Source organism: Helicobacteraceae bacterium (genome assembly GCA_031258155.1).
GTDB lineage: Bacteria > Campylobacterota > Campylobacteria > Campylobacterales > SZUA-545 > JAIRNH01.
In genome coordinates this window covers 1-24,816 of sequence record JAIRNH010000015.1, presented here as the reverse complement: position 1 = coordinate 24,816, position 24,816 = coordinate 1, and the positions used below count along the sequence as shown (strand labels likewise).

The 24,816-nt window shown below is 51.9% G+C and carries 33 protein-coding genes; 27 read left to right on the top strand and 6 right to left on the bottom strand.

The annotated features are described in order from the left end of the window. Window positions 1–787: 787 nt before the first annotated feature. The 3 genes from radA to LBF86_02090 all read right to left on the bottom strand — a co-directional run bounded on the left by radA (window position 788) and on the right by LBF86_02090 (window position 3,595). Window positions 788–2,122, bottom strand: a complete 1,335-nt coding sequence (gene radA / locus LBF86_02100; protein MDR0664304.1) for a DNA repair protein RadA — start codon at window positions 2,120–2,122, stop codon at window positions 788–790. 70 nt (window positions 2,123–2,192) lie between these two features. Further along, a complete protein-coding gene (gene ftsY / locus LBF86_02095) occupies window positions 2,193–3,038 on the bottom strand; it encodes a signal recognition particle-docking protein FtsY (protein ID MDR0664303.1) in 846 nt (281 codons plus the stop codon). Continuing rightward, a complete protein-coding gene (locus tag LBF86_02090) occupies window positions 3,038–3,595 on the bottom strand; it encodes a TlpA family protein disulfide reductase (GenBank protein MDR0664302.1) in 558 nt (185 codons plus the stop codon). Before LBF86_02090 ends, ftsY begins: the two co-directional genes overlap by 1 nt. A gap of 15 nt (window positions 3,596–3,610) precedes the next feature. Here LBF86_02090 and LBF86_02085 point away from each other — a divergent pair, with 15 nt between their 5' ends. From LBF86_02085 to LBF86_02025, 13 genes are all read left to right on the top strand, one after another. Beyond that, on the top strand, window positions 3,611–4,237 hold the full coding sequence (locus LBF86_02085) for a 5-formyltetrahydrofolate cyclo-ligase (protein MDR0664301.1): 627 nt from the start codon (window positions 3,611–3,613) through the stop codon (window positions 4,235–4,237). Beyond that, entirely contained in the window at window positions 4,161–5,699 is a 1,539-nt protein-coding gene (rny, locus tag LBF86_02080) for a ribonuclease Y (protein MDR0664300.1), read from the top strand. The genes LBF86_02085 and rny overlap by 77 nt, the downstream gene beginning before the upstream one ends. Beyond that, window positions 5,696–7,084 carry an argininosuccinate lyase gene (gene argH / locus LBF86_02075; protein MDR0664299.1) on the top strand — a complete coding sequence of 463 codons (1,389 nt, stop codon included), beginning with the start codon at window positions 5,696–5,698 and terminating at the stop codon, window positions 7,082–7,084. The genes rny and argH overlap by 4 nt, the downstream gene beginning before the upstream one ends. Window positions 7,085–7,230: 146 nt before the next feature. Then, a complete protein-coding gene (locus tag LBF86_02070) occupies window positions 7,231–8,013 on the top strand; it encodes a TOBE domain-containing protein (GenBank protein ID MDR0664298.1) in 783 nt (260 codons plus the stop codon). A gap of 108 nt (window positions 8,014–8,121) precedes the next feature. Beyond that, window positions 8,122–8,847: a molybdate ABC transporter substrate-binding protein gene (gene modA / locus LBF86_02065; GenBank protein ID MDR0664297.1), complete on the top strand. Its 726-nt coding sequence runs from the start codon at window positions 8,122–8,124 to the stop codon at window positions 8,845–8,847. Beyond that, window positions 8,847–9,263 carry a TOBE domain-containing protein gene (locus tag LBF86_02060; GenBank protein MDR0664296.1) on the top strand — a complete coding sequence of 139 codons (417 nt, stop codon included), beginning with the start codon at window positions 8,847–8,849 and terminating at the stop codon, window positions 9,261–9,263. The genes modA and LBF86_02060 overlap by 1 nt, the downstream gene beginning before the upstream one ends. A 97-nt stretch (window positions 9,264–9,360) precedes the next feature. Then, window positions 9,361–10,020, top strand: coding sequence for a molybdate ABC transporter permease subunit (gene modB, locus LBF86_02055; GenBank protein MDR0664295.1), 660 nt, complete (start codon window positions 9,361–9,363; stop codon window positions 10,018–10,020). Next, window positions 10,017–10,889, top strand: a complete 873-nt coding sequence (locus tag LBF86_02050) for an ATP-binding cassette domain-containing protein (GenBank protein MDR0664294.1) — start codon at window positions 10,017–10,019, stop codon at window positions 10,887–10,889. Before modB ends, LBF86_02050 begins: the two co-directional genes overlap by 4 nt. 436 nt (window positions 10,890–11,325) lie before the next feature. Further along, window positions 11,326–12,540 (top strand): hypothetical protein, encoded by a 1,215-nt coding sequence (locus LBF86_02045; protein MDR0664293.1) that lies wholly within the window; start codon window positions 11,326–11,328, stop codon window positions 12,538–12,540. After that, on the top strand, window positions 12,540–12,914 hold the full coding sequence (locus tag LBF86_02040) for a DUF736 domain-containing protein (protein MDR0664292.1): 375 nt from the start codon (window positions 12,540–12,542) through the stop codon (window positions 12,912–12,914). The genes LBF86_02045 and LBF86_02040 overlap by 1 nt, the downstream gene beginning before the upstream one ends. Window positions 12,915–13,125: 211 nt before the next feature. Next, complete coding sequence (locus tag LBF86_02035) at window positions 13,126–14,655, top strand: hypothetical protein (protein MDR0664291.1); 1,530 nt, start codon at window positions 13,126–13,128, stop codon at window positions 14,653–14,655. After that, window positions 14,655–15,239, top strand: coding sequence for a hypothetical protein (locus tag LBF86_02030; GenBank protein MDR0664290.1), 585 nt, complete (start codon window positions 14,655–14,657; stop codon window positions 15,237–15,239). The genes LBF86_02035 and LBF86_02030 overlap by 1 nt, the downstream gene beginning before the upstream one ends. Further along, window positions 15,232–15,462 carry a hypothetical protein gene (locus LBF86_02025; GenBank protein MDR0664289.1) on the top strand — a complete coding sequence of 77 codons (231 nt, stop codon included), beginning with the start codon at window positions 15,232–15,234 and terminating at the stop codon, window positions 15,460–15,462. The genes LBF86_02030 and LBF86_02025 overlap by 8 nt, the downstream gene beginning before the upstream one ends. 28 nt (window positions 15,463–15,490) lie before the next feature. On the opposite strand, the gene LBF86_02020 is transcribed toward LBF86_02025, so the two are convergent. Together LBF86_02020 and LBF86_02015 are read right to left on the bottom strand one after the other, a co-directional pair. Next, complete coding sequence (locus LBF86_02020) at window positions 15,491–15,856, bottom strand: hypothetical protein (protein MDR0664288.1); 366 nt, start codon at window positions 15,854–15,856, stop codon at window positions 15,491–15,493. Then, the gene (locus LBF86_02015; GenBank protein MDR0664287.1) at window positions 15,857–16,402 is read right to left on the bottom strand and encodes a DUF4065 domain-containing protein; all 546 of its coding nucleotides are present in this window, start codon (window positions 16,400–16,402) and stop codon (window positions 15,857–15,859) included. 178 nt (window positions 16,403–16,580) lie between these two features. Between LBF86_02015 and LBF86_02010 the strand changes: the two genes are divergently transcribed. Genes LBF86_02010 through LBF86_01950 form a run of 13 tightly spaced genes read left to right on the top strand, consistent with a single transcriptional unit; the run spans window position 16,581 to window position 24,102 of the window. Continuing rightward, complete coding sequence (locus LBF86_02010; GenBank protein MDR0664286.1) at window positions 16,581–17,075, top strand: hypothetical protein; 495 nt, start codon at window positions 16,581–16,583, stop codon at window positions 17,073–17,075. Further along, on the top strand, window positions 17,072–19,237 hold the full coding sequence (locus LBF86_02005) for a hypothetical protein (protein ID MDR0664285.1): 2,166 nt from the start codon (window positions 17,072–17,074) through the stop codon (window positions 19,235–19,237). Before LBF86_02010 ends, LBF86_02005 begins: the two co-directional genes overlap by 4 nt. A 13-nt stretch (window positions 19,238–19,250) precedes the next feature. Further along, the gene (locus LBF86_02000) at window positions 19,251–19,709 is read left to right on the top strand and encodes a DUF4376 domain-containing protein (GenBank protein MDR0664284.1); all 459 of its coding nucleotides are present in this window, start codon (window positions 19,251–19,253) and stop codon (window positions 19,707–19,709) included. Beyond that, window positions 19,702–20,064, top strand: coding sequence for a DUF1353 domain-containing protein (locus LBF86_01995; protein MDR0664283.1), 363 nt, complete (start codon window positions 19,702–19,704; stop codon window positions 20,062–20,064). Before LBF86_02000 ends, LBF86_01995 begins: the two co-directional genes overlap by 8 nt. Before the next feature lie 2 nt (window positions 20,065–20,066). Beyond that, the gene (locus LBF86_01990) at window positions 20,067–20,372 is read left to right on the top strand and encodes a hypothetical protein (GenBank protein ID MDR0664282.1); all 306 of its coding nucleotides are present in this window, start codon (window positions 20,067–20,069) and stop codon (window positions 20,370–20,372) included. Then, the gene (locus LBF86_01985; protein MDR0664281.1) at window positions 20,360–20,566 is read left to right on the top strand and encodes a hypothetical protein; all 207 of its coding nucleotides are present in this window, start codon (window positions 20,360–20,362) and stop codon (window positions 20,564–20,566) included. Before LBF86_01990 ends, LBF86_01985 begins: the two co-directional genes overlap by 13 nt. Continuing rightward, entirely contained in the window at window positions 20,544–20,891 is a 348-nt protein-coding gene (locus tag LBF86_01980) for a hypothetical protein (GenBank protein MDR0664280.1), read from the top strand. The genes LBF86_01985 and LBF86_01980 overlap by 23 nt, the downstream gene beginning before the upstream one ends. After that, on the top strand, window positions 20,888–21,253 hold the full coding sequence (locus tag LBF86_01975) for a hypothetical protein (protein ID MDR0664279.1): 366 nt from the start codon (window positions 20,888–20,890) through the stop codon (window positions 21,251–21,253). The genes LBF86_01980 and LBF86_01975 overlap by 4 nt, the downstream gene beginning before the upstream one ends. After that, complete coding sequence (locus LBF86_01970; protein MDR0664278.1) at window positions 21,246–21,509, top strand: hypothetical protein; 264 nt, start codon at window positions 21,246–21,248, stop codon at window positions 21,507–21,509. Before LBF86_01975 ends, LBF86_01970 begins: the two co-directional genes overlap by 8 nt. Next, on the top strand, window positions 21,506–21,829 hold the full coding sequence (locus LBF86_01965) for a hypothetical protein (protein MDR0664277.1): 324 nt from the start codon (window positions 21,506–21,508) through the stop codon (window positions 21,827–21,829). The genes LBF86_01970 and LBF86_01965 overlap by 4 nt, the downstream gene beginning before the upstream one ends. Then, a complete protein-coding gene (locus LBF86_01960; protein MDR0664276.1) occupies window positions 21,811–22,014 on the top strand; it encodes a hypothetical protein in 204 nt (67 codons plus the stop codon). The genes LBF86_01965 and LBF86_01960 overlap by 19 nt, the downstream gene beginning before the upstream one ends. Before the next feature lie 9 nt (window positions 22,015–22,023). Continuing rightward, on the top strand, window positions 22,024–22,461 hold the full coding sequence (locus LBF86_01955) for a glycoside hydrolase family protein (protein MDR0664275.1): 438 nt from the start codon (window positions 22,024–22,026) through the stop codon (window positions 22,459–22,461). 3 nt (window positions 22,462–22,464) lie between these two features. Next, complete coding sequence (locus LBF86_01950; GenBank protein MDR0664274.1) at window positions 22,465–24,102, top strand: hypothetical protein; 1,638 nt, start codon at window positions 22,465–22,467, stop codon at window positions 24,100–24,102. Between the two features lie 3 nt (window positions 24,103–24,105). Here the strand turns inward: LBF86_01950 and LBF86_01945 are convergent, their stop codons facing one another. Beyond that, on the bottom strand, window positions 24,106–24,411 hold the full coding sequence (locus tag LBF86_01945; protein ID MDR0664273.1) for a hypothetical protein: 306 nt from the start codon (window positions 24,409–24,411) through the stop codon (window positions 24,106–24,108). 181 nt (window positions 24,412–24,592) lie between these two features. On the opposite strand from LBF86_01945, the gene LBF86_01940 reads away from it, so the two are divergent. Then, window positions 24,593–24,814, top strand: coding sequence for a diguanylate cyclase (locus LBF86_01940; protein ID MDR0664272.1), 222 nt, complete (start codon window positions 24,593–24,595; stop codon window positions 24,812–24,814). The last annotated feature ends 2 nt before the right edge of the window (window positions 24,815–24,816 follow it).

Below are 24,816 nucleotides of genomic sequence, written 5' to 3'. Positions count from 1 at the left end.
TTTAGCTAACGCCATAGAGGTTTGAACGCCGCCGCCCGTTATATTTTAGGGCGTTAAACAACCGCCGCGCTTTATAGGCGCGGCGGTTTTGGCGTTTTCAAAAACCGATCGCGATGTTTTGGAAACGTATTTTGGCGGCTTTGGTATGCGCGGCGATAACGCGTCGATCGGATAATCCGATCGGCTTACTCTCCAGTTTAGCCGCGCAGACTAAAGAAGGAGCTAAAAATAATCGCGGGAAAAACGCCCGTTAGACCGCTTTCAAAATCTTAACAGTCGCGGGCGTAACCGCTTTGACCGTTTTTTAGCCGTAACATGGACGTTAGGGGAGTAAAAACGACGGGTTTGGGCGCCGTTTTAATTGCGATCGGCGTTGCGTTAACGTTATGTTTCGCGTTTAAGTCTCAAAGAACCGCGCAAACTTAACCTCCGTTTCTATAGGTCTCCCATAGGCGCGGCGAATATTATTCGCGATAAGATTTTCAAGGGCGTAATAGGCGCTTCGTATTGTTTTAGCGCCTGTCGGCAAAAGGCGAAATACGCTCGCCTAACATTAAAAAATAGTTGGAGCTTATCTAACCCTACGTTTCGCTCTCTTTATTTATCTCTTTTATCCGCAAAGTCGATATTAAGAGCTTTGCGAGGAATTAAATCGGCGGCGAGGGCTGGATTTAACCTCGCGAACTTAGAGCTAAACGGCTTCGCGCCGCCTTTCGTCGCTAAAGAGTGATCAAAAACCGCGCCATTTCGCAATATCGACGGCTTGATCGCGCGCTACGAGAGCGATCTACATCCATTCGATCACCTTCGATACCTCTTCGGCGACAAAGCATTTAATATCGATTTTGCTCATAGGCGCGCGGGGGACGACCGCTTTTTCAAACCCCTGCGCCACGCCCTCGATTAGGCGCTGATCCATATTTGAAACCTCGCGAATATCGCCGATCAAGCTCACTTCGCCGATAAACAGCGTCTTTTCGCCGATCGGGCGGTTGCGAAAGCTGCTTAAAATCGCCGCGACCACCGCGAGATCGGCGGCGGTTTCGCTTACGCGAATGCCGCCCGCGATATTGATAAACACGTCGTAGCGGTTAAACGGAAGCTCCAGCTTTTTTTCCAGTAGCGCCAACAGCATAGTTAGCCGCGCCTGATCGAAACCCGTCGAACTTCTACGCGGATTGCTAAAAGCGTCGCTAACTAGCGCCTGCACCTCCAGCACAAGCGGGCGCGTTCCCTCCATCGTAATCGTCGCCGCCGAACCGCTCTTGTTTTCGCGACGGTTGAAAAATCTGCCGCCGATATTTCCCGCGCTTTTTAGTCCCTCGCGCTTCATCTCGAAAATCCCGATTTCGCTTGTGCCGCCGAAACGATTTTTGAAAGCGCGTAAAATCCGCAACTCTTCGGAGCTATCGCCCTCGAAATATAGCACCGTATCCACCATATGCTCCAGCACGCGCGGTCCCGCGATCGCGCCCTCTTTGGTGATATGCCCGATAATAAAGATCGCTATATCGCGCTCTTTGGCGATCCTCATTAACTCGAAGGTTATCTCGCGCACCTGCGAAACGCTACCCGGCGCGGCGGATAATTCGCTTGAATAGATGGTTTGAATCGAGTCGATCACCGCCGCGTTGTAATCGTTGGCAAGCTCGTCTTTGATTGTCTGTAAATCGATCTCGTTCAAGAGCATCAGGTTCTTTTTGAGCGCGCCGATTCGCTCCGCGCGAAGCCTAATCTGCCCCGCCGACTCCTCCGCGCTGACATATAGGATTTTTTTTCCGCTTTCGGCTAGGTTTGCCGCGATCTTTAACAGCAGCGTAGATTTGCCAACCCCCGGCGAACCGCCGATCAACGCGAGACTGCCCGAAACAAGCCCGCCGCCAAGCGCGCGATCAAGCTCCGCCTCGCCTGTGGAGTATCGTAAAAAGTTATCCTCTTTAACCTCCGTAATCGCGACGGCGGTTTTATCCGCGCCGCTCGCGCTTAGCCTATTTTTGGTTTCGGGCTTTTCTTTTACCTCGACAAAACTATCCCACGCGCCGCAGTTAGCGCATTTGCCCGTCCAGCGCGGCGCGATCGCGCCGCAGAGCTGACACTCGAAAAAAGTTTTCGCTTTTGACATAACGCTCCGTTAAAATTCGCGTTGCCGCGCCGTCATTTAACGCTTATTTGCCTTAACGCTAGATCGCCGATTACCGCTCGAAAAAAGGTTCGATAAAGCTATCGGTGAAGCTACGCGCGTTGAAATCGATCAGATCGCCCTCTTTTTCGCCCGCGCCGATATACAAGATCGGCTTTTGCAGTTGGCGCGAGATCGAGTAGATCGCGCCGCCTTTTGCCGTGCCGTCTAGCTTGGTAACGATTACGCCGTCGATCCCGATTATCTCGTTGAACTCGCGCGCCTGATTGATAGCCGATCGCCCTTGCGTCCCGTCTAAAACGAGCAGTTTTCTATGCGGCGCGCCGGCATGCGCCTTGCCGCATACGCGAACGATTTTTTTTAGCTCTTCGGCTAGGTTTTTTTGCGTGTGAAGCCTGCCCGCCGTGTCGATCAAGACGCGATCGCATTTTTTTGCCAGCGCCGAAGAGATCGCGTCAAACGCGACCGCCGACGGATCGCCGCCGCCGGAGACGATTGGCAGCGACAGTTTTGCCGCCCACGCTTTTAGCTGTTCCGTGGCAGCCGCGCGGAAGGTGTCGCCCGCGCCTAACATTACGCTAAGCCCTTCGCTTTTATAGCGGTTGGCGAGTTTGGCGATCGTGGTGGTTTTGCCCGCGCCATTTACGCCGATAATCAACTCCGCAAACGGCTTTTGCGTTATCTCGATCGGATCGAAAGCGGGTAACAGCTCCAGCAGTCCGAAACTTAAGCGATCGCGCGTGATCGGTTGCACGAGGCGATCTAGCAGAGCCTCTACCTCGTCGTAGTCCATATCCGCGCCTATTAGCGCCTCCTCTAAAACTTCGGGCGAAACGGCGCGCGTTTTGGGGACGATCGCGCGGATCGTATCCGTCGTTTTTTTAAGAAAGTCCAGCACTAATTGGCTTCAAGCAACGAGTTGATACGAGTTTCCAGCATCTCTTGCGGCGTGGGTCCCACAAAGTGCGACACATATTTGCCTTTGCCGCTGTAGATATGCATCGCGGGAATCAGCCGCACGCCGCCCACCGCGTCGGCGAGCCTGAACGCGCCGGCGCCAAGCGTTACGGGGTAGTTTATCTGGTGAAACGCGACAAAATCCGCGAGTTCGTCGGCGGTTTTGTTCTCCACAAGCACGCCGATTAGATCAATCTTGGCTCCGTAGCGTTTTTTCATATCGATAAGATGCGGAATCTCTTTAGCGCATTCGGGGCAGACCGTGGTAAAAAACGCGTAGATCGTCGGTTTGCCGTCGTTGTCGATCACTAGATCGTTAAACCGCCCGTCGGAAGGCTCTATGCGCGCGTTAATAATATCTCCGTTAAGCGTTTTTAGCTCGAAATCCGTTTTCGCGCCCGCTATCGACGCGCGATGATTGTCGCAACCGCTAAAAGTCAAAGCGATCGCGACGATAAAAAAAAGCGTCCGTGTTACCATAACGAAATTATATCTCATAACGGCATTCACGCAATGGACAAAGAGACGATAAGGGCGAGAGCGTTAGAAAAACTAAAATCAAGAAGCAAAGCGGTATGCGCCGCGCAGAGCGCGAAAACGCGCCGAACCTTAGAGAAATTGCTGAAAAAGCTCGATTTCAAAAGCGTTTTGATCTATCTGCCGCTCTGGTTTGAGGCGGATTTGCGCCCGCTGTTTCGCCCGTTAAGACGGAGGGCAAAATTATACGCTCCTTTTATCGCGGACGTTAGCTTCAAAATGGTAGCATTTCGATTGCCTTTAGAACGTCGATCATTGGGTGTTTTGACCCCCGCGAATAGCTTGCGGGAGATTAAAAAAGCCGATCTGTTGATCGTGCCTGCCGTCGCTGTGGACGCCGATTTTAAGCGCGTCGGACATGGCAAAGGCATGTATGATCGTTTTGTTTGCGATTTAGTTAAAAAGCCGACAGTGATTTTTGTAGAACCGTTTTTTCTGCGCGCGCCGAAGGTCGGCGACGTTTGGGATATTGAGGGGGATTATCTGGTGAGCGGCGATAAGGTTATTTGCAATTTAGGGAACCGTTATGGTCTTAGAACATATCGTTGCGGGGGTAATTTCAGGGGTAGCATGCGCTTTTATAGCTTGGTTCGTAACTCGTAAAGTCAATTTGTCTCGGCACGCCTTGCGGGTAGAGCAGGCAAAAGCTAAGGCTAAGGCGATTGAAAACGAAGCGCGCATGATTTTAGAGCGCGCCAAAGTCGAGCTAAGCGCCAAAGAGCTTGAGTTAAAAAAGCGCGTCGAGGAGGAGTTTGGCGCCGCGTTGCGCGAACAGGAGCGAAAAACGCGCTTGATCGCGCAAAAAGAGGAGGCGATCGAGGAAAAACGCCGCGCTATAGATAGGCTTCACAAAGAGGTCGCGAAGTTGCGAAAGGATAGCCTAGAGCAGCAAAAGCGCAACGAACAACGACTGCTAGAGGCGCAGATAGCTATCGAAAAAGCGGCGGGTATGACCGCCGCCGAAGCCGAAAAGGTCTTGCTCTCTCAAGTCGAGGAGAAAGCGCGTCTCGACGCGGCGAACATCATACGCAAAGCGGAGACGGAGGCGAAAAACGAGGCGAGACGACGCGCCAATTTTATTATCGCGCAGGCGACTACGCGATTTGCGAGCGATTTTGCCAACGAGCGGCTGATCAACACGATCGCGATCGGCAACGAGGATTATAAAGGGCGCATCATCGGCAAAGAGGGGCGCAATATCAAAGCGTTAGAAAATCTGCTCGGCGTGGATATAGTGATCGACGACACGCCGGGCGCGATCGTTATAAGCAGCTTTAGCCTCTATCGCCGCGCGATCGCCACGCGCACGATCGAGCTTTTGTTGCAAGACGGACGCATTCAGCCTTCGCGTATCGAGGAGATACACAACAGCGTAAAATCGCAGTTTGAAGAGAGCCTATTTGAAGACGGGCAGAACGTGGCGATCGATTTGGGCGTTAGCGATCTACACCCCGAACTAGCTAGGCTTGTGGGCAGGCTTAAATACCGCGCGAGCTACGGACAGAACGCTTTGGCGCATTCGATCGAGGTTTCGCATCTAGCGGGCGTGATTGCGGCGGAGCTTGACGGCGACGAAAAGCTCGCCAAACGCGCCGGACTTTTGCACGACATAGGCAAAGCGTCCACTCAAGAGCAGGACGGAAACCACGTAACGCTAGGCTTTGATATATGCCAACGTTTTGGAGAGGGCGACGTCGTGCTAAACGCGATTATGGCGCACCACGGACACGAGGAGCCGCTTACGATCGAAGCGGCGGCGGTGTGCGCTTCCGACGCGCTTAGCGCGGCGCGCCCGGGCGCGCGACGCGACGTGCTGGAAGGTTATCTTAAGCGCGTTCAAGAGCTTGAGAATATCGCCGTCAATAAAAAAGGCGTTACGCAGGCTTACGCGATAGCGGCGGGACGCGAACTGCGCGTAATCGTTAGCGCGAGCGAAATAGACGATCGGGAAACGGTTTTGCTAAGCAAGGAGATCGCGGGCGAAATCGAGCGGAAAATGCAGTATCCGGGCGAGATAAAAGTCAATGTAATTCGCGAACTGCGCGTTATGGAGATGGCAAGATGAGCAAAAAATTGTGGGGCGACGGCGAGGAGGAAACAAGCGAGCCGCTCGATAGGTTCAACGCCTCGATCGACGTTGATCGCGCGCTGTATCGCGAGGATATAGAAGGCTCGATCGCGCACGCTAGAGCGCTCGCCGCGCAAGGGATTATCGAACGCGGCGATTTTGAGGCGATAGAGCGGGGTTTAACGCGGATTAAAGGCGAAATCGAACGCGGCGAGTTTGAGTTTAACCTATCCGACGAGGATATACATATGGCGATCGAAAAACGCCTAACAAAGATCGTCGGCGAAGCGGGCAAGCGGCTTCATACCGCGCGGAGCCGCAACGATCAGGTCGCGCTGGATTTTCGGCTCTGGTGTCTGCGCCAAAACCGCGCGATAGAAAAACTGCTGATCAAACTTATGCGAACGCTGCTCGCGATCGCGAAAGATCATACAAAAACGCTTATGCCCGGTTTTACCCACTTGCAACACGCGCAACCAATCAGCTTAGCCTACCATCTGCTTGCCTATATCGTTATGCTTACGCGCGATTTTGAGCGCTTTGAAAACAGCCGCAAACGCAACAATATCTCGCCGCTTGGCGGCGCGGCGCTAGCCGGAACGGCGCACCCGATCGATCGCCAAGCCGTCGCTAAAGAGTTAGGCTTCGACGGCGTAACCATAAACGCGATGGACGGCGTGTCCGATCGCGATTTCGCGCTGGAGCTACTTTTCAACGCGAGCCTCGTTCAGACGCGCCTAAGCCGTTTTTGCGAGGAGCTAATATTGTGGTCGTCAAGCGAGTTTGGTTTTATCAAAATCAGCGATCGATTTACGACGGGCAGTTCGATTATGCCGCAAAAACGCAATCCCGACGTAGCGGAGCTAATACGCGCTAAAACGGGGCGTATATACGGAAGCCTAATCGCGCTATTTACGACGATGAAAGGGCTGCCGCTCGCATACAATAAGGATATGCAAGAGGACAAGCGCGGCGTTTTCGACGCGGTGAAAACATTAAGCGATTCGCTTGAGATTTTTACCGAAATGATCGGCGATAAGGATACGAAGTTCAACGCCGAAGCTATGCTCAAAGCCTGCAAGCGCGGACATTTAACCGCCACCGATCTAGCCGACGCGGCGGTTAAAAAAGGCATAGCGTTCAGAGACGCGCACCATCTAGCGCGCAAAGCCGTCGCGCTCGCCGATCAAAAAGGCGTAGATTTAAGCGAGCTAACTAGCGAGGATTTGGCGAAAATCGACGATCGTTTAGCCGATCTTGTTTTCGCGCTGAACGTTTTTGAATCGATGAACGCGAGAAAAAGCGAGGGCGGAACGGCTATAAGCGCCGTTCAAGAGCAGATAGCCAAAGTCGAAGCCTTTCTTTCGCGAATAGCCGTCTAAACCGCTCGCGCGAAACGACGAGAGCCCGCCCGCGTTTTTGTTGGCGCGTTAAGGCAAAAGGCGTTCAAAGCGCTTTATTTTTAAGCGCCAATTTATCTAAACGGCTGGTAACATAACTAGCTCTTTTTAAGAGACAAGGGTTTAATATGACGGTTGGCGGAAAGGTTTGGCTTGATCGGGACAAAGAGCGCTTGCTGGGAGAAAACCGAGCGGCGTTGCTGAACGCGATCGACGCGCACGGCTCCATCAATAAAGCCGCTAAAGCTCTCAAGATCGGCTATAAAACCGCTTGGGATTTAGTGGACGCGATGAACAATTTGGCTCCGCAGACGCTTGTCGAGCGCGTAAGAGGCGGCAAGGGCGGCGGCGGTGCAAAATTGACGCGGGCGGGGCGCTCGCTCGTAAGGCTTTTTGAGTTGCTTCAAGCCAAACACTCTCAGCTATTAACTCTGCTGTCGCAAAACGGAGACGACGACGTTTCTCTGTTGCGAACGGCGCAAAGGATTACGATGAAAACAAGCGCGAGAAATCAGCTTGCGGGAACGGTGTCCGAAATCAAGAGAGGCGCGGTCAACGCGGAGATCAAGCTGTTAGCTCGCGGCAAGACTCCCATTATCGCGACGATCACGAACGAAAGCCTAGACGATATGGGGCTTAAAACGGGCGACGAAGCCTACGCGCTTATCAAGGCAAGCTGGATTGTGCTTTCCCGCGATAAACCTAAGGCGATCAGCGCGCGCAACTCGATTGAAGGCACGGTAGAAACCATCGTGGAGGGCAAAGTCAACGTGGAGATCAAGTTGGCGATTGAAGGCGGTAACACAATCGCGGCGGTAATCACGGAAGACGCGCAAAAAGAGCTTAATTTTCAGCGCGGCGATAAAGCGTGGGCGCTGTTCAAAGCCTCGCATGTGATTATAGGCGCTTAAGGCGCGCTATGCTCGCGCGGACGCGGCGCTAACGAGGCGGCAAAGCGCCGCCTTTATATAACCCGCGTTTAGCGGCGTTATTGCAGATGAATGTCAAAAGGAGACATAATGAAAAAGTTGGTTTTTGCGTTTTTTTCATGCGCGGCGTTGTTGTTTTCGGATATAACGGTAGCGGCGGCGGCAAGCTACAAAAACGCTCTGACGGAGGTGGTTGAAGCCTATAAAGGCGGCAAAGTGGAGACGGTTTTCGCGGCGAGCGGCAAACTGACGCAACAGATCGGCGAAGGCGCGGAGTTTGACGTGTTTATGAGCGCCGATCTTAAATATCCGCAAGAGATCGTCAAAAACGGTTGGGCAAGCGGCGACGTGATCGCGACGGTGGAAAACAAGCTGATCTTGTGGAGCCGCTCGATCGATCTGAAAAAAGGTCTCGACGTTTTGACCGACAAAAGCGTAAAGCAGATCGCGATCGCAAATCCTAAAACCGCTCCTTTGGGCGCGGCGGCGGCGCAGGCGCTGGAAAAAGCGGGTCTGTATAAGAAGATCGAATCGAAAATCGTTCAGGGCGATAACATCTCTCAAGCGACTACCTTTGTGGAAAGCGGCGCGGCGGAGGTCGGCATCACGGGTTATTCGGTCGTGGCGGATATTATCGCTAAGGGCGAGGGCAAATACGAATATATCGATTCCAAGCTCTACGATCCGCTTCTATACGGCACGGTCATTATCAAAAGCAGCAAAAAACAGGAGGAGGCTCAAAAGTTTGTCGCGTTCCTAAAATCCGACGCGGCGATCAAGATTTTTGATAAACACGGACTAAGCGTTATCAAATAATGAACGCTCTTTTCGGCTGTATTACCGGAGTCGAAACCGACGGCGCGATCTCGATTGCCAAGATTGCGGCGGGCGGTCTGACGCTTTCGGCGCTTTTGGTGGAAACGCCGGAAAGTTGCGATTATTTGACGATCGGGCGCGAGGTGGAGGCGCTGTTCAAAGAGACCGAAGCCTCGATCGCCAAAAACCTAATCGGCGATATAAGCCTAAGAAACCGCCATAGCGCAACGATCAAAAGCCTGCGTTACGGCGGTCTTTTATGCGAGATCGCGCTGCAAAGCGGCGATAACGAAATACGATCCATCATCACGGCGCAATCGGCTAAACGGCTGAAACTAGCGCTCGGCGACGAGGTGGAGTGGCTGGTTAAAGCCAATGAAATATCTATAAGAGCGCTAGATGAGCGATCTGTTTGAGAAAATATCGTCGTTCGAGCTAAGCGGCGCGATCGTAAGCCTGTTGCAAAACGTTGGCGTCGAGTTGAGCAAAGACTCGATCGGGTTCGTATCGACGATGGTCGTAACCTTCAAGGTCGCGTTTTGCGCGACGACGGTTTTGTTGATAGTCGGCATACCTCTGGCATATTGGTTGGCTCACACAAAAAGCCGCGTCCGCGTCGCGATCGAAACGATCGTAAGCATGCCGCTTGTCCTGCCGCCTAGCGTGCTTGGTTTCTATCTGCTGATGGCGTTTAGCAAGAAAAACAGCGCGATCGGCAGGTATCTTGACGAGCGGTTTGATTTTCAGTTGGTATTTAGTTTTGAGGGGTTGGTTTTGGGCAGCGTTATTTTCAGTCTGCCGTTTATGGTTCATCCGATCCAAAGCGGCTTTTCCTCTCTTAGCGTCTCTTTGCGCGAAGCCGCCGCCACGCTCGGCGCGGGCAGGTTAAAAACGCTTCTTTTCGTCCTGCTGCCCAATATGAAAAGCTCGCTGCTCGTCGGCGCGGTGCTTAGCTTCGCGCATACGGTGGGCGAATTTGGCGTGGTTATGATGATTGGCGGCAGCAGACCGGGCGTTACCAAAGTGGCGAGCATAGCGATCTACGAGGAGGTCGAGGGGCTAAACTACGCGCTGGCGCACAAATACGCCTTCACGCTCTTTGCGATCACCTTCGCGATGCTTCTTTGCGTCTATATCCTCAACCGCCGATTTGCGCGCGCCAACGTCTTATGATCGAGATTAGCGTCAGAAAGCGGCTTAAATCCGCGAACGGCGATATAGAGTTTGCCTTCGACGGCGCGATAGGCGAGGGCGAGTTCGTTACGATTTTCGGCGAGAGCGGCGCGGGAAAAACGACGCTTTTAAGAATGATCGCCGGACTAACCGATCCTGACGGCGGATCGATAGTCGCCGACGGGGAGATTTGGTTTGACAAGGCGCGAAGGATCAATCAAAAACCGCAAAAACGCCGCGTCGGATTCGTGTTTCAAGATTACGCGCTTTTCCCCAATATGAGCGTAAGAAAAAATATCGAATTCGCGTTGGCGAAAAACGAGCGTTTTAACGCCGATCGGTTGTTAGAGCTATGCGCTCTGGTTAATCTCCAACATCAAAAGCCCTCGCAGTTAAGCGGCGGACAGCGACAGCGCGTCGCTTTCGCCCGCGCTTTGGCGCTTAAACCCAAAATTTTACTGCTAGACGAGCCGTTAAGCGCGCTTGATAACGTTATGCGCCGCGAGTTGCAAAACGAACTTCTGGAGCTACAAAGAACGCTTCGCCCCGCCACGTTGCTAGTTAGCCACGATCTAAGCGAAGTTTTCAGACTCTCCAGCAAAACCTTCGTGATCGAAAACGGACGGATCGCAAAGAGCGGCGCGCCGTCGGAGGTGTTTTCGGCGAGCAATATCAGCAACAAATTTCGCGTAATCGGCGATATTTTGCTGATCGAGGAGTCGGGCGTGGTCTATATTTTGAGCGTCCTTGTCGGCGGCGATATAATCAAAGTCGCCGCGACGCAAACGGAGATCGAAAACCTGCAAATTGGCGATCGCGTGCTGATCGCCTCCAAAGCCTTCAATCCGCTTATAATTAAAATAGCCTAACGTTCAAGCGCCGCTCGGATTGAAACATAAACGACGCGCGCGAAGACGAGTTAGACGATATTGTCTCGCTCCTTGCGAGCGCGCGGGTTGTCGTTCCCGCATAAATGGGAGTCCGCAAAAAGTTAAAAGAACGCTATGCAATGCGCTTGCATTACGATTGTTTATTAAAAGATAGATTCCCGCTTTCCTTCGCGATTACGGGCGGTAAACCGCCCTATCGCTTGCGCGGGAAGTAAGGAATTAACGGATTTACTAGCTTCGCTAGGCGGGCAACTTTTGATTAAAAAAGGCGTTTTTACCAACGAAGCAAGCAACAAACTGCGTTGGTCGGGTTGGCGTAATCCCAAATTAACGCCAAATAACGCGCAAACAAAACCCACGATTTTAAGCGGTTTTGCTCGCTTTTTACACACGCGGAAAGATTTTAGGAGTTTCAATGGAACTCTTTGATTTGACGCTCGAAAGAGCGTTGTTAGCGACGGCTATGGAAGGCGTTGCGGTCGGCGGTTTTGACGCGCTAGAAGGCGTAGAGGCGCGACATTTCTACACAACTCAACATCAGGCGTTATTCGCCGCTTGCGCGAGCTTGCGCGCGAAAGCGCAACCGATCGCTGAAATCTTTGTCAAGCGAGAGTTGGGCGAGAGGTATCACGAGGATACTATGCTCGATATTCTCGCCACAACGCCGCTTGTAGCGCCAGCGCCCTATTGCGCGAGCCTAATCGACCTATTTAAGCGGCGCGAATTACAGAAACTCGCTACGAATATAAGGCGATTTAGCGAAGAGGAGGAAAACGTATCGGACGCAATCGCGGCGGTAAAAAAGACGCTCGCAGAAATAGAGGCTATGGGCGAGACTAACACCAAAGCGAAGAGCTACGATCTGTGCGCCAAAGAGGACGCGGCAAAACCGCCGCTCGATAAGTTTCCGCTCGGCGTTAGCTTCTTGGACGACGCGTTTAGGGGCGGCTGGGAGGCGGGACAGCTTATCTTAATCGGCGGCGAACCGGAGGCGGGCAAGACAATGCTCGCCACGCAGATAATGAAGCATATCGCCAAAACGTCGCCCGTTCTATTTTTCTGCTTTGAATTTACGGTTCGTAAATTCGTCCAAACGCAAAAGGAGGTCGAGGGCGAAGGCTGGAACGCCCCTAATTTGCAAATTATAGACGACGGCTATGATATTTCGCAAATTGAGCGTGAAATACGTTTTTGGGCTAAGCGCGACGCGAGGTTCGTAGTAATTGACTCGCAGATGAGGATTGAAAACAACGCCGCGAAAACCGCTACCGTCGAAGAGCGCGAAACGGAGAAGTTCTCGCGCCTCGCTAAACTAGCGCATAAGCTAGAGCTTGTGATAGTTCTCGTTATCCAAACGAGCAAGCTCGACGCCGCAAGCGGCGTTATCGCTCCGACAAAGAGCAAGAACGGCGCTCACGAGGCGAGCGTAATTCTCTATTTAAAGCGCATAAAAGAAAAAGACAATCCAAGTAGCCAGAAGCGCGAGCTTCTGATCGCCAAAAACAAACAGAACGGCGTTCATTTCAAGAATGAAATTACATTCAACCCGTATAAGAAGGCGTTTTATAGACATTATGAAACGACTTATAACGCGGGCGACATAGAGATACCCGTCGAAATCGAGAGCTAATGCGAATCGGCGTAATCAAGAGAATCGAGTTTGAGGGCGGGCGCTTCTTGCAGGCTAACCTTCATCTGCCGTTTTTATATCCCGCCGTTTTCAGATTGGGCAAGAACAGGTCGGATGCTCCAAATAGCCCCGACTATCTCTTGTATCTGCTCCCTCCGCACCCGAAAAAGGGCGAAAAGGAGGTCTCTCATCAGTGCGGCGCGTTGTGGATTAAGACGGGCGAGAAGGGCGAAAACTATATGAGCGGATACGTTCAATCGCCTCTGTTTATAGGCGGCAGACTGCAACTTGCCGTATTCAAAAACAAGTCCGACGGCGATTGGCTTTACGACGTATGCCTGATCGAACCAAAAAAAGAGGGAGGCAAACAATGATTAAACGCGCGATAAGAATGGATAAAAAACGCTTGGTAAAAAAAATACTGAAGCAATGCTCGCTAAATCATAGGCGGCTACGAAACTCTAAACGCAAATTAACGTTTGTATCGCCCGTTTGGGCGACCGAATGCGTCGCGCCGACGTTATCCGCGCAATTTCGCGGCGTTCGAGATACTATTTGGGGCGATAACGCAAGAAAGACCGCGCGATGAGCAAAATTAGCGTCTCGTCGATGTTAGCCGAAAGAGAGCTTGCGCGCCGCAACTTCTTAGAGTTTATGCGCTATAGCTTCCGCTATATCTACGCGAGGGAGTTTAAGCATAATTGGCATCACGGCTATTTAGCCGAAGTTTTTAGCGCGGTGGAGCGCGGCGAGATCAATCGCGTTCTGCTTAATATGCCGCCCTCTTACGGCAAAACCGAACAAGCCGCCAGACAATTTATAAGCTGGGCGCTAGGGCGCAATCCGCAACGCAAGTTTATATACGCGACGTATGGAGCGGATTTAAGCGAGCAGGTAAGCGTCCAAACGCGCAACATCGTCGCGCATAGCGCCTACGCCGCCGTCTTTCCGCGTCTTAAACTATCCAGAGAGCAAAACCAGAAGCACTATTGGACTACAAGCGCGGGCGGCGGTATGTATGTAACGGGAACGGGCGGCGCGATTACCGGCTTTCACGGCGATTATCTGATTGTGGATGATCTGTTAAAAGCCATCGACGCGAGAAGTCGCGCCGCTAGAGACGAGGCGTGGGACTACTACCGCGAGAGTATTATCTCGCGTCTGCAGGATAAGAAGCGCGGGGCGATTATCGTGATTATGCAGCGGCTCCATAAGGAAGACCCAGCGGGTAGATTGTTAGCCGACGAGGCGGGCGGCGAGTTTCTGCATATCTGCTTACGCGGTATCGAGGACGAGCCAAAGCGTTACGAGTTCGGCGGTTTCATCTATGAGCGCGCGGCGGACGAACCGCTGTTTGAGGCGCTAGAGGGAATAAAGGAGCTTGAACGCGCCAAAAAGGAGATGGGCGTTAGCGGCTTTTCGGCGCAATACCAGCAAGACCCTGAAACAATCGAGGCGGGTTTTTTCACCGACGACATGATGAACCAAAGCGCGGCGCTCGGCGATCTGCCGCCGCTAAATACGCTGATAATGGTCGATCCCGCGATGAGCCTCAAAGCCGAAAGCGACGATCGCGCTATTGTCGTCGAGGGTTGGGGGACAAAAAACGACGCGGAGCTGATCGTTCTGCTCGACTGCTGGGCTGGCAAATGGACTATCGACGAATTTGTAGAGCGGATAATTGACGCGATAGAGCGCCACCCTTCTGCTAGGACATATATCGAGGGCGCGGGCGGCGGACACGCCCTAGCTCAACTGCTACCCGCCGCGCTCGCCAAACGCAACGCCAAACGACGGGAACATAATCTCGCGCCGCTGTTTTCTAATTACGAGGTCTATCCGACCGACAACAAAATAACTAAAGAACAAAAAATAAGCGTTCTACAACCCTATTTCAACAACTCTCAGATCGTATTTCTACGCTCGGCAAACGGCGTCGATGATTTCAAAAAGGAGGCTAGGGCGTGGTCGCCCGATAAGAAACATAACCGCGACAATCGATTGGACGCGTTCGCCAGCGGCTGGCGTTTCGCAACGCCAAAGAAGCAAAAACGTTACGTCGAAACGGGGCGTATTCGCGCGCGCGAGGGCGGCTCATATGCGTGGAGATTTTAATGCACGATAAAAACTTGCGCTTAGAGGCTAGGATTTGGTATGAGACGCACGATCAATCGGCGCGAGAGGTTGGAAGGCAATTTAGCCTTCCGCGCAAAACAATCGAGGATTGGGCGCGTAAGGAGGGCTGGATAAAGAACAGGTACGGACCGGATAAAGAGCGGGCGCGAGCGATTATCGAGGAGGCGGCGAAAGCGGCGTTGCAAAAGGGCGCGGGCAAGGATATAGCCGCCGAACTCGCGCTAACCGACGGCGAGATGAAACCGAGCGAATACCACGACAAGGTGGCGGGCGCGATATTCGAGCAGATTATCAGCCTTGACGCGCTGCATAAGAAAATGGGCAAAGCCGTCTATATCGCCGACGAGATGGTTAAAAAGGCTAAGTATCTCTCCGACGTTAAAACCTACGCCGAAATCATCAAGACCGCCAAAGAGGTTACATACGGCAAAGAGCCGGATACGGTAATCAAGAATATCAGCATCGGCGCGATTACGCCTCAAGAGATGGCGCAGATGAGCGACGAGGAGTTAATCGCTCTCTCCGCGCGGCAAAAGATAGCGGCGGAGAATGGCGATGGCTAATAATCGCCCGCGCCACTACAACAAACGTAACGCGCCGCGAGAGCGGCTGCCAAGCTGGCGTTTAAGCGCGGAGTTAATCGAAAGCGTGAAAACGCGCGCCGATTACGCGGGCGTTAGTTGTAGCTGCTATCTGGAGGCGTTGATCGTCAAAGCGTTCGCGCCTCGCGTTTATCGCAAAAAGCCGCCTGATAGAACGCCTTCGTTGTTTGAAACGATCGTTTAACGGCGACGATAACCTCGCGATTAGGATTTTATTCGCGTTCTTCCCAAAGTTTTATAACGGCTCTGACAATTACCCAGAAGAAGCCTATAACGGCAAAAACAGTTTTCAAAAATGCCAACGCTTCGCTCCAAATAGACAAAAATAGGGGCTTAGGCGGGCTGTGATATAGAATATCATATAGGCTGAAGGCAACAAACCAAATCATAAAAATAAGTATCGCAAAAAAGAAAATTCTAAACCACCAACAAACCCACCCGCTTTTTAGTAGTTGGCGAAAATACGTAACGGTATCGCTTTTTAGTCCTTTGATGTCGTTCCGCAGATCAGGATTGACTTCTGCCGCTTCCGAGGGAACGTTACTTTCCGCGCCGCTTTTAAGCTCGTTTAAGTCCATTCAGCGCCTAAACCCCTCTTTTTGGAAATATTTTTCGATCTTATCGTTTGGTATAGGAATATGATGAGCGTCGTCGCGGAACTCTGTCTCCCACGGAGAATCTTTTTTGTGGGTTATATCTACAAGCTGCACGCCGCTATATTTGCCATAAACGCGCCACACGACGTCAAGCATATTCATAACAGTTCCGTCGTCGAACTCGGCGTTTAGTTTTTCTAGGTCGTTATTTGACAGGCGCGGCGTATTTAGCCGAAACTTGAACTTTTTGTCCATAGTCAGCTCGTTAGCGGGTTTGCCAATAAGCTGTTTACCATAAATTTTGAAGGTATGGTAAACGCTTGGAATAACGGGACCGTAATTCCACGCTTCGACCTGTTCTGAAAAAAGCGATTTGCCAAAATAGGCGAGGCACGCGCCGTGCGCGAAATAGACGAGCTTAACCACTTTTAGCAAGCCTATCGGCGAGCCTTCGTCAATGCCCTTGGACACGAAATAGTTCGCTACGGCGATGGGCGAAAAGTTAAAAGATTCGGGTTCTTCACTCATTTGCTCCTCCTTACGAACATCTGTTTTATTCTAGCAAAATCCAGTCCGAATGGCAACGCCGCCTATTTAACGCGTTTTCAATAGAGTTCTCAAATTTCGCAAAAATCCTCAAAAAAACAATTCTGACCCCTATTTTTCGCGGACGCAAAACCGCAAACTTGCGCTTATGAAACGAGCCGTGAAATTTGATTTGCCAAGCGCGGGCGAGATAACGCTTCAGAACGCCTACGGGGAGAGGTTCGCGAATTTCGCGCCTCTCGCGATTGCGAGCGGGGAGCAAACAGTCTCTCTCGCTCCAAACGCCGATCTGCCGTTACGGAGCGCTTACGCTTTATCGCAGGCAAGCGGCGTTATTTTATTTGTCGTTCCGCGAGGCGCAAGCGAAATCGAGTTTGAGAAGCTGGCGCGACAACCGTCGCGCGCGGGTTGGTTAATCTGGAACGGCGATATAAAGAGCTATGAGTTCGTCGCGTCGCTAATCGAGCGTATCGACGCTCATATGCGCGACCTGAAAACCCTGCGCGGATACGAAGGCGGATTTTTCGCCGACTTCTGCCGCGCTCAAGAGGACGAAATCGAACGCGAGGATTTAACCGCGCTCGATCTGGTTTTCTTTGATTTAGCGGGCGGTAATCTGCCCGAATACCCGCCATATACGGAGACGATAACATGAAATTTTACGAATTGTGCAAGTATATTTGGCAAACGCTATATCCGCGTATAGAACAGATTGGCGAGGAAGTTAGCGCTAATAAAGATTTAACAGCGACTAACGTAGAAGCGACGGCGCAAAGCGCGAGTAACGCCGCGCAAAGCGAACAGAACGCCGCCGACAGCGCCAGCGCGGCGTTAGCCAGCCAAAACGCGGCGGCTGGTAGCGAAGCCAACGCGGCGAATAGCGCCGAGTCGGCGAGCGATAACAAGGAGATCGTCGAGACGTTAGCGGCGAACGTAACCGCGCTGGCAAAAGACGGGCTGGTAGATTTTGAGAACGTCCAAAGCGGCGTTACGATGAAGGCTAAGCTAAAGAGATACGACGCCTTAACCGAGCAGACGATAGAGATATTAAGAGATTATATTATCGCCGCCGCCGATACGTATGTGCCCAACCTTATGTTTTTCGGAACGTTTGAGACTACGGAGGCGTTAGAAGCCTCTAGCGGCGCGAGCGCGGGGCAAATAGCCTACAACTTGGAAACCAATACGGAATGGCTGTTTGACGGCGCGGCTTGGAATAATACGCTAAATCCAAACGGGACTACTCCAGCGACGATAACCATCGCCGGAATAAACGGCATTATGCCTAAAGAGGCGCTAAACGCCATAGGAGATTTAACGGAAGCCATGCAATCTTTGCAAGGCTTATCAAAGCGCTTTGTGTTTACGGAAGCGACGATACCGCAGGGCGGCTGGACGCAATCGCAACTTACTACGTTTTATAGAACGGCGAGCAATAACGCGAGCGATCCGATACCCGACGGAACGCTACTTTCTAACGGAGCTAACGCCGAAGATCACGACTATCAGTATATCGCTACGAGCGATATATGGATCGCCCGCGCGGTCGGTATCGAAACGGCGACAAACGACATTGCGGGATTAGTTAAAGGCTCGATAGCCGAAGGCAAAAATTATGTTGAAGCGGACGGAACGCTATCGTTAAACGGCTACGACGCGGTTAAAACGACGGGTTTGAACGCTTTGCGATCGGCGACAATCGCGAATGAAAAAACCGATCCGCTGACCATATCGAACGCCAACGAAGCGCGGATAAACACGGAGTATATATATTCTTACCAGAACGGCTGGACTGATACGTATAATTTCGTAGGCGCTACGCCGCAAACCTCGCCTAACTATTACGGCTCTTACGCGCTCGCCGCCGATATGCTAACGCCAGCGGAAGGCTCTATCGCGGCGATAGCGGCTACCGATACGGAATGGGCATTTTCGCTTAATAACCTATGGCAAGACAGCGGCGAACCCATAGGGACGCACGCCAATAGCGATCCGTTATACTTCGGAAGCTATTCGACGACCGCCCAGTTACGCGAGAGCGAAGCCGACGAAGCGGGAAAAATCGCCTACAATCTGGAAACGGAAACCGAGTGGGCTTATACCGCTCTGGCTTGGGCGGATACCCAAGAGCCAATCGGCACAACGGCGATGGACGCGCCCAATTATTTCGGCGCGTTTGATGCAATCGACGATTTGCCAAAGCCTAACGATATAGCCTATACGACCAATCAAAACGGACACACACATAAAATCACCAGAACGCTAGAGCTTATAAAAAGCTCGCAAACTTGGATAGCGCCGCGAGATATAACGGCGCGCATAACGCTATGCGGCGGCAGCGGAGGAACGGGCGGAAGCGGATGGGGACCAAACAGGGGGCAGCTCGGCGGTAACGGCGAAATTAAAACCATACTCGCGGAACTAAAAAGGAACGACAATCTTACTATCGTTATAGGACAACGCGGAGGCAACGGCGCCTCTTCTAGTTACGGCGGAGGCGGCGGAGGCGGCGGAGGCGCGACCACCATATACAAAAACGATTTGCCGTTGGCTTACGCGGTCGGAGGCGGCGGAGGCGGCGGATCAAACGGCAACGACGACAACGAGACTGGCGGCAACGGCGGCGCAAGCGGCGCGGCTGGATTGAGCGGATATAACGCTGTCGGCGGCGCGGCGGGCGCGGGAGGATCGCTAAGCGACTTTAGCAACGTTAGCTTGCTTGCAAGCGGCATGGGCTCATATGGAGGACACAACACGGGCAACGGCGGACAGGACGGCGGCGGCAGAGCCTACGGATTTGTCGAAATCGAATACTAAGAAAGGATCGCGAATGCAATACTATAAAGATAATAACGGCGCGTATTACGTCTTTGACGATCTGGAGAGACATATCGACGGGTCGTATATACGGATAAGCGAAGCGGAATACCTACAAAGCCTAGAGCCTCCAAAACCTACGAAAGAGCAAAGGATTGCTCGCGTAATATCGGAGATAAACGCCGAAAGAGACGCGCGGCTACTTAATCTAATCGTCGAGTATAACGGCGCTAGATACGATGCGGACGAAAAATCGCAACTGCGAATGACCGCCGCTTTGGCGCTATTAAGCGCCGCGCCCCCGGGAACTACGCAATCGTGGATCGACGCGGATAACGCGGCGCGCGAGTTAAGCGCGTCGGATTTCGCGGCTATCGGCGCGATAATCGCCCAAGAGGTAACGCGGATAATGCTTGCCGCGCGAGAGCGCAAAGACGCGGCTATAGCGGCGATCGAGGCGAGCGATGAGTAAATTAGTCGTTACGCCTGTTAGCAAGCGCAAGTTTAGGACGACGCAACCCTATGCGCGAAACGGGATCGACGTTCCCGTTGGATTTATATTCGACGGCGCGAGTATCCCGCGCCCGCTATGGTTTGCCTTCGCGCCGCACGAATATCTTACAAGCTCCGTAATACACGATTATGGTTACGCGATGGCGATCAAGGCTTACAAATCCGAAAACTACGCTTTGGCGTTAGAGTGGTTTAAGCGCGCCGACACCGCCTTTTTAGCCGCGCTTAAAGAGGACGATCGCCGCGTCGCTAGATTATTCTATAACGCTGTGCACTTGTGGCGTTGGCTGCGCTATCCAGAGGCAAGGGGCTAACGATGGCAAGGCGATCTAGTTGGAGGTTTTGGTTGTTTTTGGGCGGGGCGTTGATTTCGTGCGTTCTCTCTGCGTTTGCAATCTATACGATTGCGTTCGTCTCCGTCGAGATTGGCTGGGCTATCGCCGCGCTAATTTTGGGCGCGTGCGTCCTGCCCGCCATCCTATTGGGACTGCCGTATCTTAACTCCAAGTTTTATGTCAGCTATACAAAAACTGGCGGCTGGAAGTTTGGCGAGGAGCGCCGCCGCTCCAAACGCAAATGTAAAACGACCGAAAGAGAGGATTACGCGGAATGGGCGCAATAGACGCAAACAAATATCCGTTATTCGCCAAATACAAAACGCTTTGGGATATGTGCGACGATACCTGCTTGGGCGGGCGCGATCTAGGCGATCCAAACTGTCAGAACTGCCCCGTAGCGCGACAGTATTGCCATGAGAGACGCGAAGCCGAAGCCGAAGCTGAAGGAAAAGTAAATGGGCGCGGTAACCAACGATAATATGATAGCAGAGATCGCCGTTTTGAAAACGGAGGTTAAAAGCGTTAAAGAGCGCGTCGAAAAAACCGCCGAGCAGACCAACGAGAAACTTGACGCGATAACCGCGATGCTATCAAAGTCGGACATCCTCGAAGAAAGAATAAAGGTCGCTAATCGCCGCATCGAAAACCTAGAAAAAGAGGTCAAAGAGCAACGCAATGATTTTCAAAGAGCCGTCAATCAAGCGCGAGACGAGATAGCCAAATTGCGCGTGCGATTAACGATTGTCGCCGTCGTATTAACGGCGGCTATCGGCGGGATCGATCTTATAAAGGCGTTATTGTGATTAAGTATATAACCGTTGGCGCGTCCGTAATCGCGGCGTTATTATGCGTTTATATCTACATTTTGCGCGCGGACGTTGAGATATTGGAAGCGCAAGCCGAGACCCTACAAGAGAAACTATCGCTCGCGCTATCGGCAAATAAAGCAAACGACGAGACGATAAGCAAGGCGATTATCTACTACGAGGAACAGCTAGCCAATTTCGCCGCCGCGCTAAGAAAAGAGAGCGAAGCGCATAACGAAACGCGCAAGCTAATCGCTACGCTGGAAAGCAAAACGCCGAAACTCGCGGATGGCGAAATCCAATCCTGCCGCGTTATTAAAAGCGACGATCCGATTTTGGAGGCGCTGAACAATGATTAAGATAGCGTTTCAAGTCGCGGCGCTTATCGCCTTAATAATTTTCTTGTGGTTCTTGGCGGCAGGTTGCGCGTCAAAACCTCAAGTAATCGTCGAATACAAGTATATCGATCGCAATTGCACGGCGGCAAGCGAGGTAATCGCAACACCCGCGCGCCTAAAGATCGATTGGATCGCGATAGATATTAACGCCTCGCGCTTTTATTGCGCGACGCAGGGCGCGAGCCTATTAACCAATCTAAGGAGTTGCAAACAATGAGAATATTCATCTGCTCGCCGTATCGGGGCAAGGTAAGCCGCAATCTACGTTACGCAAAAGCGATATGCGAGGCGATTATAAACGCGGGACATACGCCTTTTGCTCCGCACCTATACTATCCGCAGCTGCTAATTTCAGACGAGAAAGGGCGCGAATTAGCGTTAAAAGATTTAGCCGAATGCGAGGCGATGATCGTATGCGATTTATACGGCGTAAGCGCGGGTATGGAAGCGGAGATAGACGAAGCCAAGCGGCTGAACATCAAAACTATTTTTGCTAAATCAGCAAAGGAGTTAGACAAATGGAAAACAAACGATTGAGCGCCGAGCAGATCGCCGAGTTAGATCGCGAGGTCGCCGAAAAGCTGAAGTTTTTGACGCTCGACGCGATCAAAGCGGAGATAAAGCCAACGATAGCGACGGTCGGTAGATTGATCGCCGCCGACGATTTTGAGCTACCTAAAACGACTTGCGACAATTTCAAAAACTGCGATTGCTGTCAATAAGGAGAAACTATGAGCTATTTAGAAAAAGCCAAAGAGCAAATCAAGAAACACGAGGGCTTGAGGTTAAAAGCTTATAAAGACAGCTTAGGTTTCTGGACTATCGGTTACGGGCATTTATGCGACGGCGGAAAAGTTATGCCCGTTAAAGCCGTAATCGATAAAACCGAAGCAAACGAACTGTTTGAAACCGACTTCGCCGTAGCGTTTAGCGACGTTTCGGCACTGTTTGCCTCCGTTTGGCAAGGCTTAAGCGACAATCGCAAAATCGCGCTAATCGATATGAGCTTCAATCTGGGCATAGGCAAACTCGCGGAGTTTAAGCAAACGTTAGCGGCGATTAAACGCGGCGATTTCGAGGCGGCGGCAAACGCGGCGCTCGCCTCTAAATGGGCAAAACAGGTCGGCAAACGGGCGATAACCATTACCGAACAGATACGTAAAGGATAGATTATGGCGCTAAAAAGCGAAAGTTTGTTGCCGCACGTAAGCAACATTCAGTACCAAAACCCGTGGAACGCTATCGCCGAAGGCGCGGCAAAAGTCGGACAGGTAATGCAAGGTTACGAAGACGAGAAGCGCAAGCGCGCTCAACACGAGGCTTCGCTTGCGCAAAGCGAGGCTTCAATAGGGGTGACGAAAGCGCAGACCAAAGGATTAAATCTCTCCAATAGAGAAGCGTCTAACACGCTTATAGCAAGAGAGGCGCTTGGCAAGTCGCCGTCCGCAAAGATATTCGGCGATAGCGATTATAATTTGAGCTACTCTGATAAGGTATTAAATCCCGCCTATTGGCTGGAGCGTCCGACGGGAGAAACAAAAACGCCAACGTCGCAACCCGCGCAATCGCCGCAAGCAAAAACATCAACGGCGCAAACGGCTAACGCGCAAACCAACGCGAGCTTGGCGATAACGCCGCGTCGAAGCGTGGTCGAGCTTCCACTAACCGAAGAGTATGATTCGCCGTCTCCGACGCTTTTCGCGAACAATAATACGCAAGACCAACCCTTGCCTTATTATGTCGAGAAGGTTAGACAAGAACTTGAGCGCGATAACGCGCAAAACGCCAAACTGATAGGAGAGGAACAACGCGCTCAAGAAGCGCATCCGTTTAATATCGACAAGACGGCGTCGGAAACATGGAAGAATTATCAAACGAAGACGACGGAAGATATCCCGTATAAGAAAGAATATTTCGACTTAGCAAAAAGAAACAATAAGGCGTGGGGGAACGACAACCTAACTTATACGGCGGCTATGCAAGCGGCGAATGCGTTGGCGCCTAACGATTACGAGGGAAGATACGGCGCAATGCTGCTTTATTTGAAATCTATGGGCGAAACAGACCTAAAGATAAAGCAATTAACGTTGACTAACGCGGAGCTTAAGCCCTTAAACGGAGCGCCCGTTTTAGGACGGGAGTTTATGCTCTTAGTCGATAATATGAACGACGACGACGTTGGCGGGCGTTTTGGCTGGAGAGGGCGCACGTTTTTGGCTAAGGACTGGGCGGGGGGATTTCTTACCCCGCCGCAGGCGGTTTTTAGAACAGCCTACGAGGGCATTCAGCAGATTGAGCGACACGAGCTTTTCGGCGCGACGCTGACGGGCAACGAGCTTACGGCGTGGAGAGCGTATGCGCCAAAGCTTACCGATGACGCCGCGTCTTTCAAGGCTAAAGTTTACGCGCTTAACGCCTTCGCTATCGATAAATACGAGGCGATAATCGATAACGCGAAAGCTAGCGGCAAACAGTTCGACGAAGAGGCGATAAGAGCTTCGCTAAACAATCTTTATACGGCGCGAGATTCAATGAACGCGCAGGGTTGGGCGAATGAAGAAACGATAAAACCGACGCCTTATCGCTCCCCAATTCCCGCGCTTCGCGGGAATGACTGGGGCATGGATTTCCGCAATCCCGCACACTCTCCCGCGCGCCTTGCTCTCCTAACAAAGCGGGCGCTTCGCGGGAATCTATTCTATAACGGCTATTTCAAACTCCCCCCCCCTCCCGAAGGAGGGAAATCGCGAGATAACCAACTAGCGGGGAGCCTATTTGCGGCTAATTATAAAGCTACTCGTAAACGCTGAAAGTTAGCGACGCCATATTTTGATCGTCATCCTTAAGGCTAGCCTCAATGACCATCTCATGCCGTTTACTTTAGCCGCGGAGACAGCTGCATACTTTAAGTCGCCGTCGTCATTGACGCCTTTTGCAAGCACGTTGAAATTGCCGGTATCCTTCAGCTTGTCAAAAAAGTCGTCTAAAAACTTTTTCTTCGTATCTTTGTCGGTTTTGCCATCGATTTGGTCGAAGTTAATATAGTAGTCGACGTCGGCGGCTTTACTGCCAGTAGTAGGCAAGACGGCGCTAAAGTTGGGAAAAAGCGCGTTAGACACAAACGCGTTGGTTGACGAGCCGTAATCTAAAGTCGCTATAAGCTAAACCTCCTTTTGCCCTTCATATACTTCAACCTTTAGCTCATATTGCCTGCTGTTGCCGGTATCACTAAACGTTTTCTTGTATTTGTCGCCGCTACCCGTAAAGCTGTCTTGTGGAAACTTACCCTTATACGCGGAAATGTTTGTTGCGTTAATGTATTTTTCAAGAGTTGTCCAACGCTTATACGGCGTTACCGTTGCTTTGTCTATAGCGGCGTTAGATTCGTTACCCGCGATCACCGTTAGCGTGGGTTGCGCGGTCTATCGGCGCAACGAGCGCGTCGAGGAGCTTATCAAACGCGCGGATATGGCGCTTTACGATATAAAACGATCCGCCAAAAACGGCGTTGCGATACGTTAGTT

Coding starts and splice junctions, on each gene's coding strand:
- radA (MDR0664304.1), bottom strand. CDS start 2,122: ATGTCAAAAGCGAAAACTTTTTTCGAGTGTCAGCTCTGCGGCGCGATC.
- LBF86_02090 (MDR0664302.1), bottom strand. CDS start 3,595: ATGAGATATAATTTCGTTATGGTAACACGGACGCTTTTTTTTATCGTC.
- LBF86_02085 (MDR0664301.1), top strand. CDS start 3,611: ATGGACAAAGAGACGATAAGGGCGAGAGCGTTAGAAAAACTAAAATCA.
- rny (MDR0664300.1), top strand. CDS start 4,161: ATGGTCTTAGAACATATCGTTGCGGGGGTAATTTCAGGGGTAGCATGC.
- argH (MDR0664299.1), top strand. CDS start 5,696: ATGAGCAAAAAATTGTGGGGCGACGGCGAGGAGGAAACAAGCGAGCCG.
- LBF86_02070 (MDR0664298.1), top strand. CDS start 7,231: ATGACGGTTGGCGGAAAGGTTTGGCTTGATCGGGACAAAGAGCGCTTG.
- modA (MDR0664297.1), top strand. CDS start 8,122: ATGAAAAAGTTGGTTTTTGCGTTTTTTTCATGCGCGGCGTTGTTGTTT.
- LBF86_02060 (MDR0664296.1), top strand. CDS start 8,847: ATGAACGCTCTTTTCGGCTGTATTACCGGAGTCGAAACCGACGGCGCG.
- modB (MDR0664295.1), top strand. CDS start 9,361: ATGGTCGTAACCTTCAAGGTCGCGTTTTGCGCGACGACGGTTTTGTTG.
- LBF86_02050 (MDR0664294.1), top strand. CDS start 10,017: ATGATCGAGATTAGCGTCAGAAAGCGGCTTAAATCCGCGAACGGCGAT.
- LBF86_02045 (MDR0664293.1), top strand. CDS start 11,326: ATGGAACTCTTTGATTTGACGCTCGAAAGAGCGTTGTTAGCGACGGCT.
- LBF86_02040 (MDR0664292.1), top strand. CDS start 12,540: ATGCGAATCGGCGTAATCAAGAGAATCGAGTTTGAGGGCGGGCGCTTC.
- LBF86_02035 (MDR0664291.1), top strand. CDS start 13,126: ATGAGCAAAATTAGCGTCTCGTCGATGTTAGCCGAAAGAGAGCTTGCG.
- LBF86_02030 (MDR0664290.1), top strand. CDS start 14,655: ATGCACGATAAAAACTTGCGCTTAGAGGCTAGGATTTGGTATGAGACG.
- LBF86_02025 (MDR0664289.1), top strand. CDS start 15,232: ATGGCTAATAATCGCCCGCGCCACTACAACAAACGTAACGCGCCGCGA.
- LBF86_02020 (MDR0664288.1), bottom strand. CDS start 15,856: ATGGACTTAAACGAGCTTAAAAGCGGCGCGGAAAGTAACGTTCCCTCG.
- LBF86_02015 (MDR0664287.1), bottom strand. CDS start 16,402: ATGAGTGAAGAACCCGAATCTTTTAACTTTTCGCCCATCGCCGTAGCG.
- LBF86_02005 (MDR0664285.1), top strand. CDS start 17,072: ATGAAATTTTACGAATTGTGCAAGTATATTTGGCAAACGCTATATCCG.
- LBF86_02000 (MDR0664284.1), top strand. CDS start 19,251: ATGCAATACTATAAAGATAATAACGGCGCGTATTACGTCTTTGACGAT.
- LBF86_01995 (MDR0664283.1), top strand. CDS start 19,702: ATGAGTAAATTAGTCGTTACGCCTGTTAGCAAGCGCAAGTTTAGGACG.
- LBF86_01990 (MDR0664282.1), top strand. CDS start 20,067: ATGGCAAGGCGATCTAGTTGGAGGTTTTGGTTGTTTTTGGGCGGGGCG.
- LBF86_01985 (MDR0664281.1), top strand. CDS start 20,360: ATGGGCGCAATAGACGCAAACAAATATCCGTTATTCGCCAAATACAAA.
- LBF86_01980 (MDR0664280.1), top strand. CDS start 20,544: ATGGGCGCGGTAACCAACGATAATATGATAGCAGAGATCGCCGTTTTG.
- LBF86_01970 (MDR0664278.1), top strand. CDS start 21,246: ATGATTAAGATAGCGTTTCAAGTCGCGGCGCTTATCGCCTTAATAATT.
- LBF86_01965 (MDR0664277.1), top strand. CDS start 21,506: ATGAGAATATTCATCTGCTCGCCGTATCGGGGCAAGGTAAGCCGCAAT.
- LBF86_01960 (MDR0664276.1), top strand. CDS start 21,811: ATGGAAAACAAACGATTGAGCGCCGAGCAGATCGCCGAGTTAGATCGC.
- LBF86_01955 (MDR0664275.1), top strand. CDS start 22,024: ATGAGCTATTTAGAAAAAGCCAAAGAGCAAATCAAGAAACACGAGGGC.
- LBF86_01950 (MDR0664274.1), top strand. CDS start 22,465: ATGGCGCTAAAAAGCGAAAGTTTGTTGCCGCACGTAAGCAACATTCAG.
- LBF86_01940 (MDR0664272.1), top strand. CDS start 24,593: ATGTTTGTTGCGTTAATGTATTTTTCAAGAGTTGTCCAACGCTTATAC.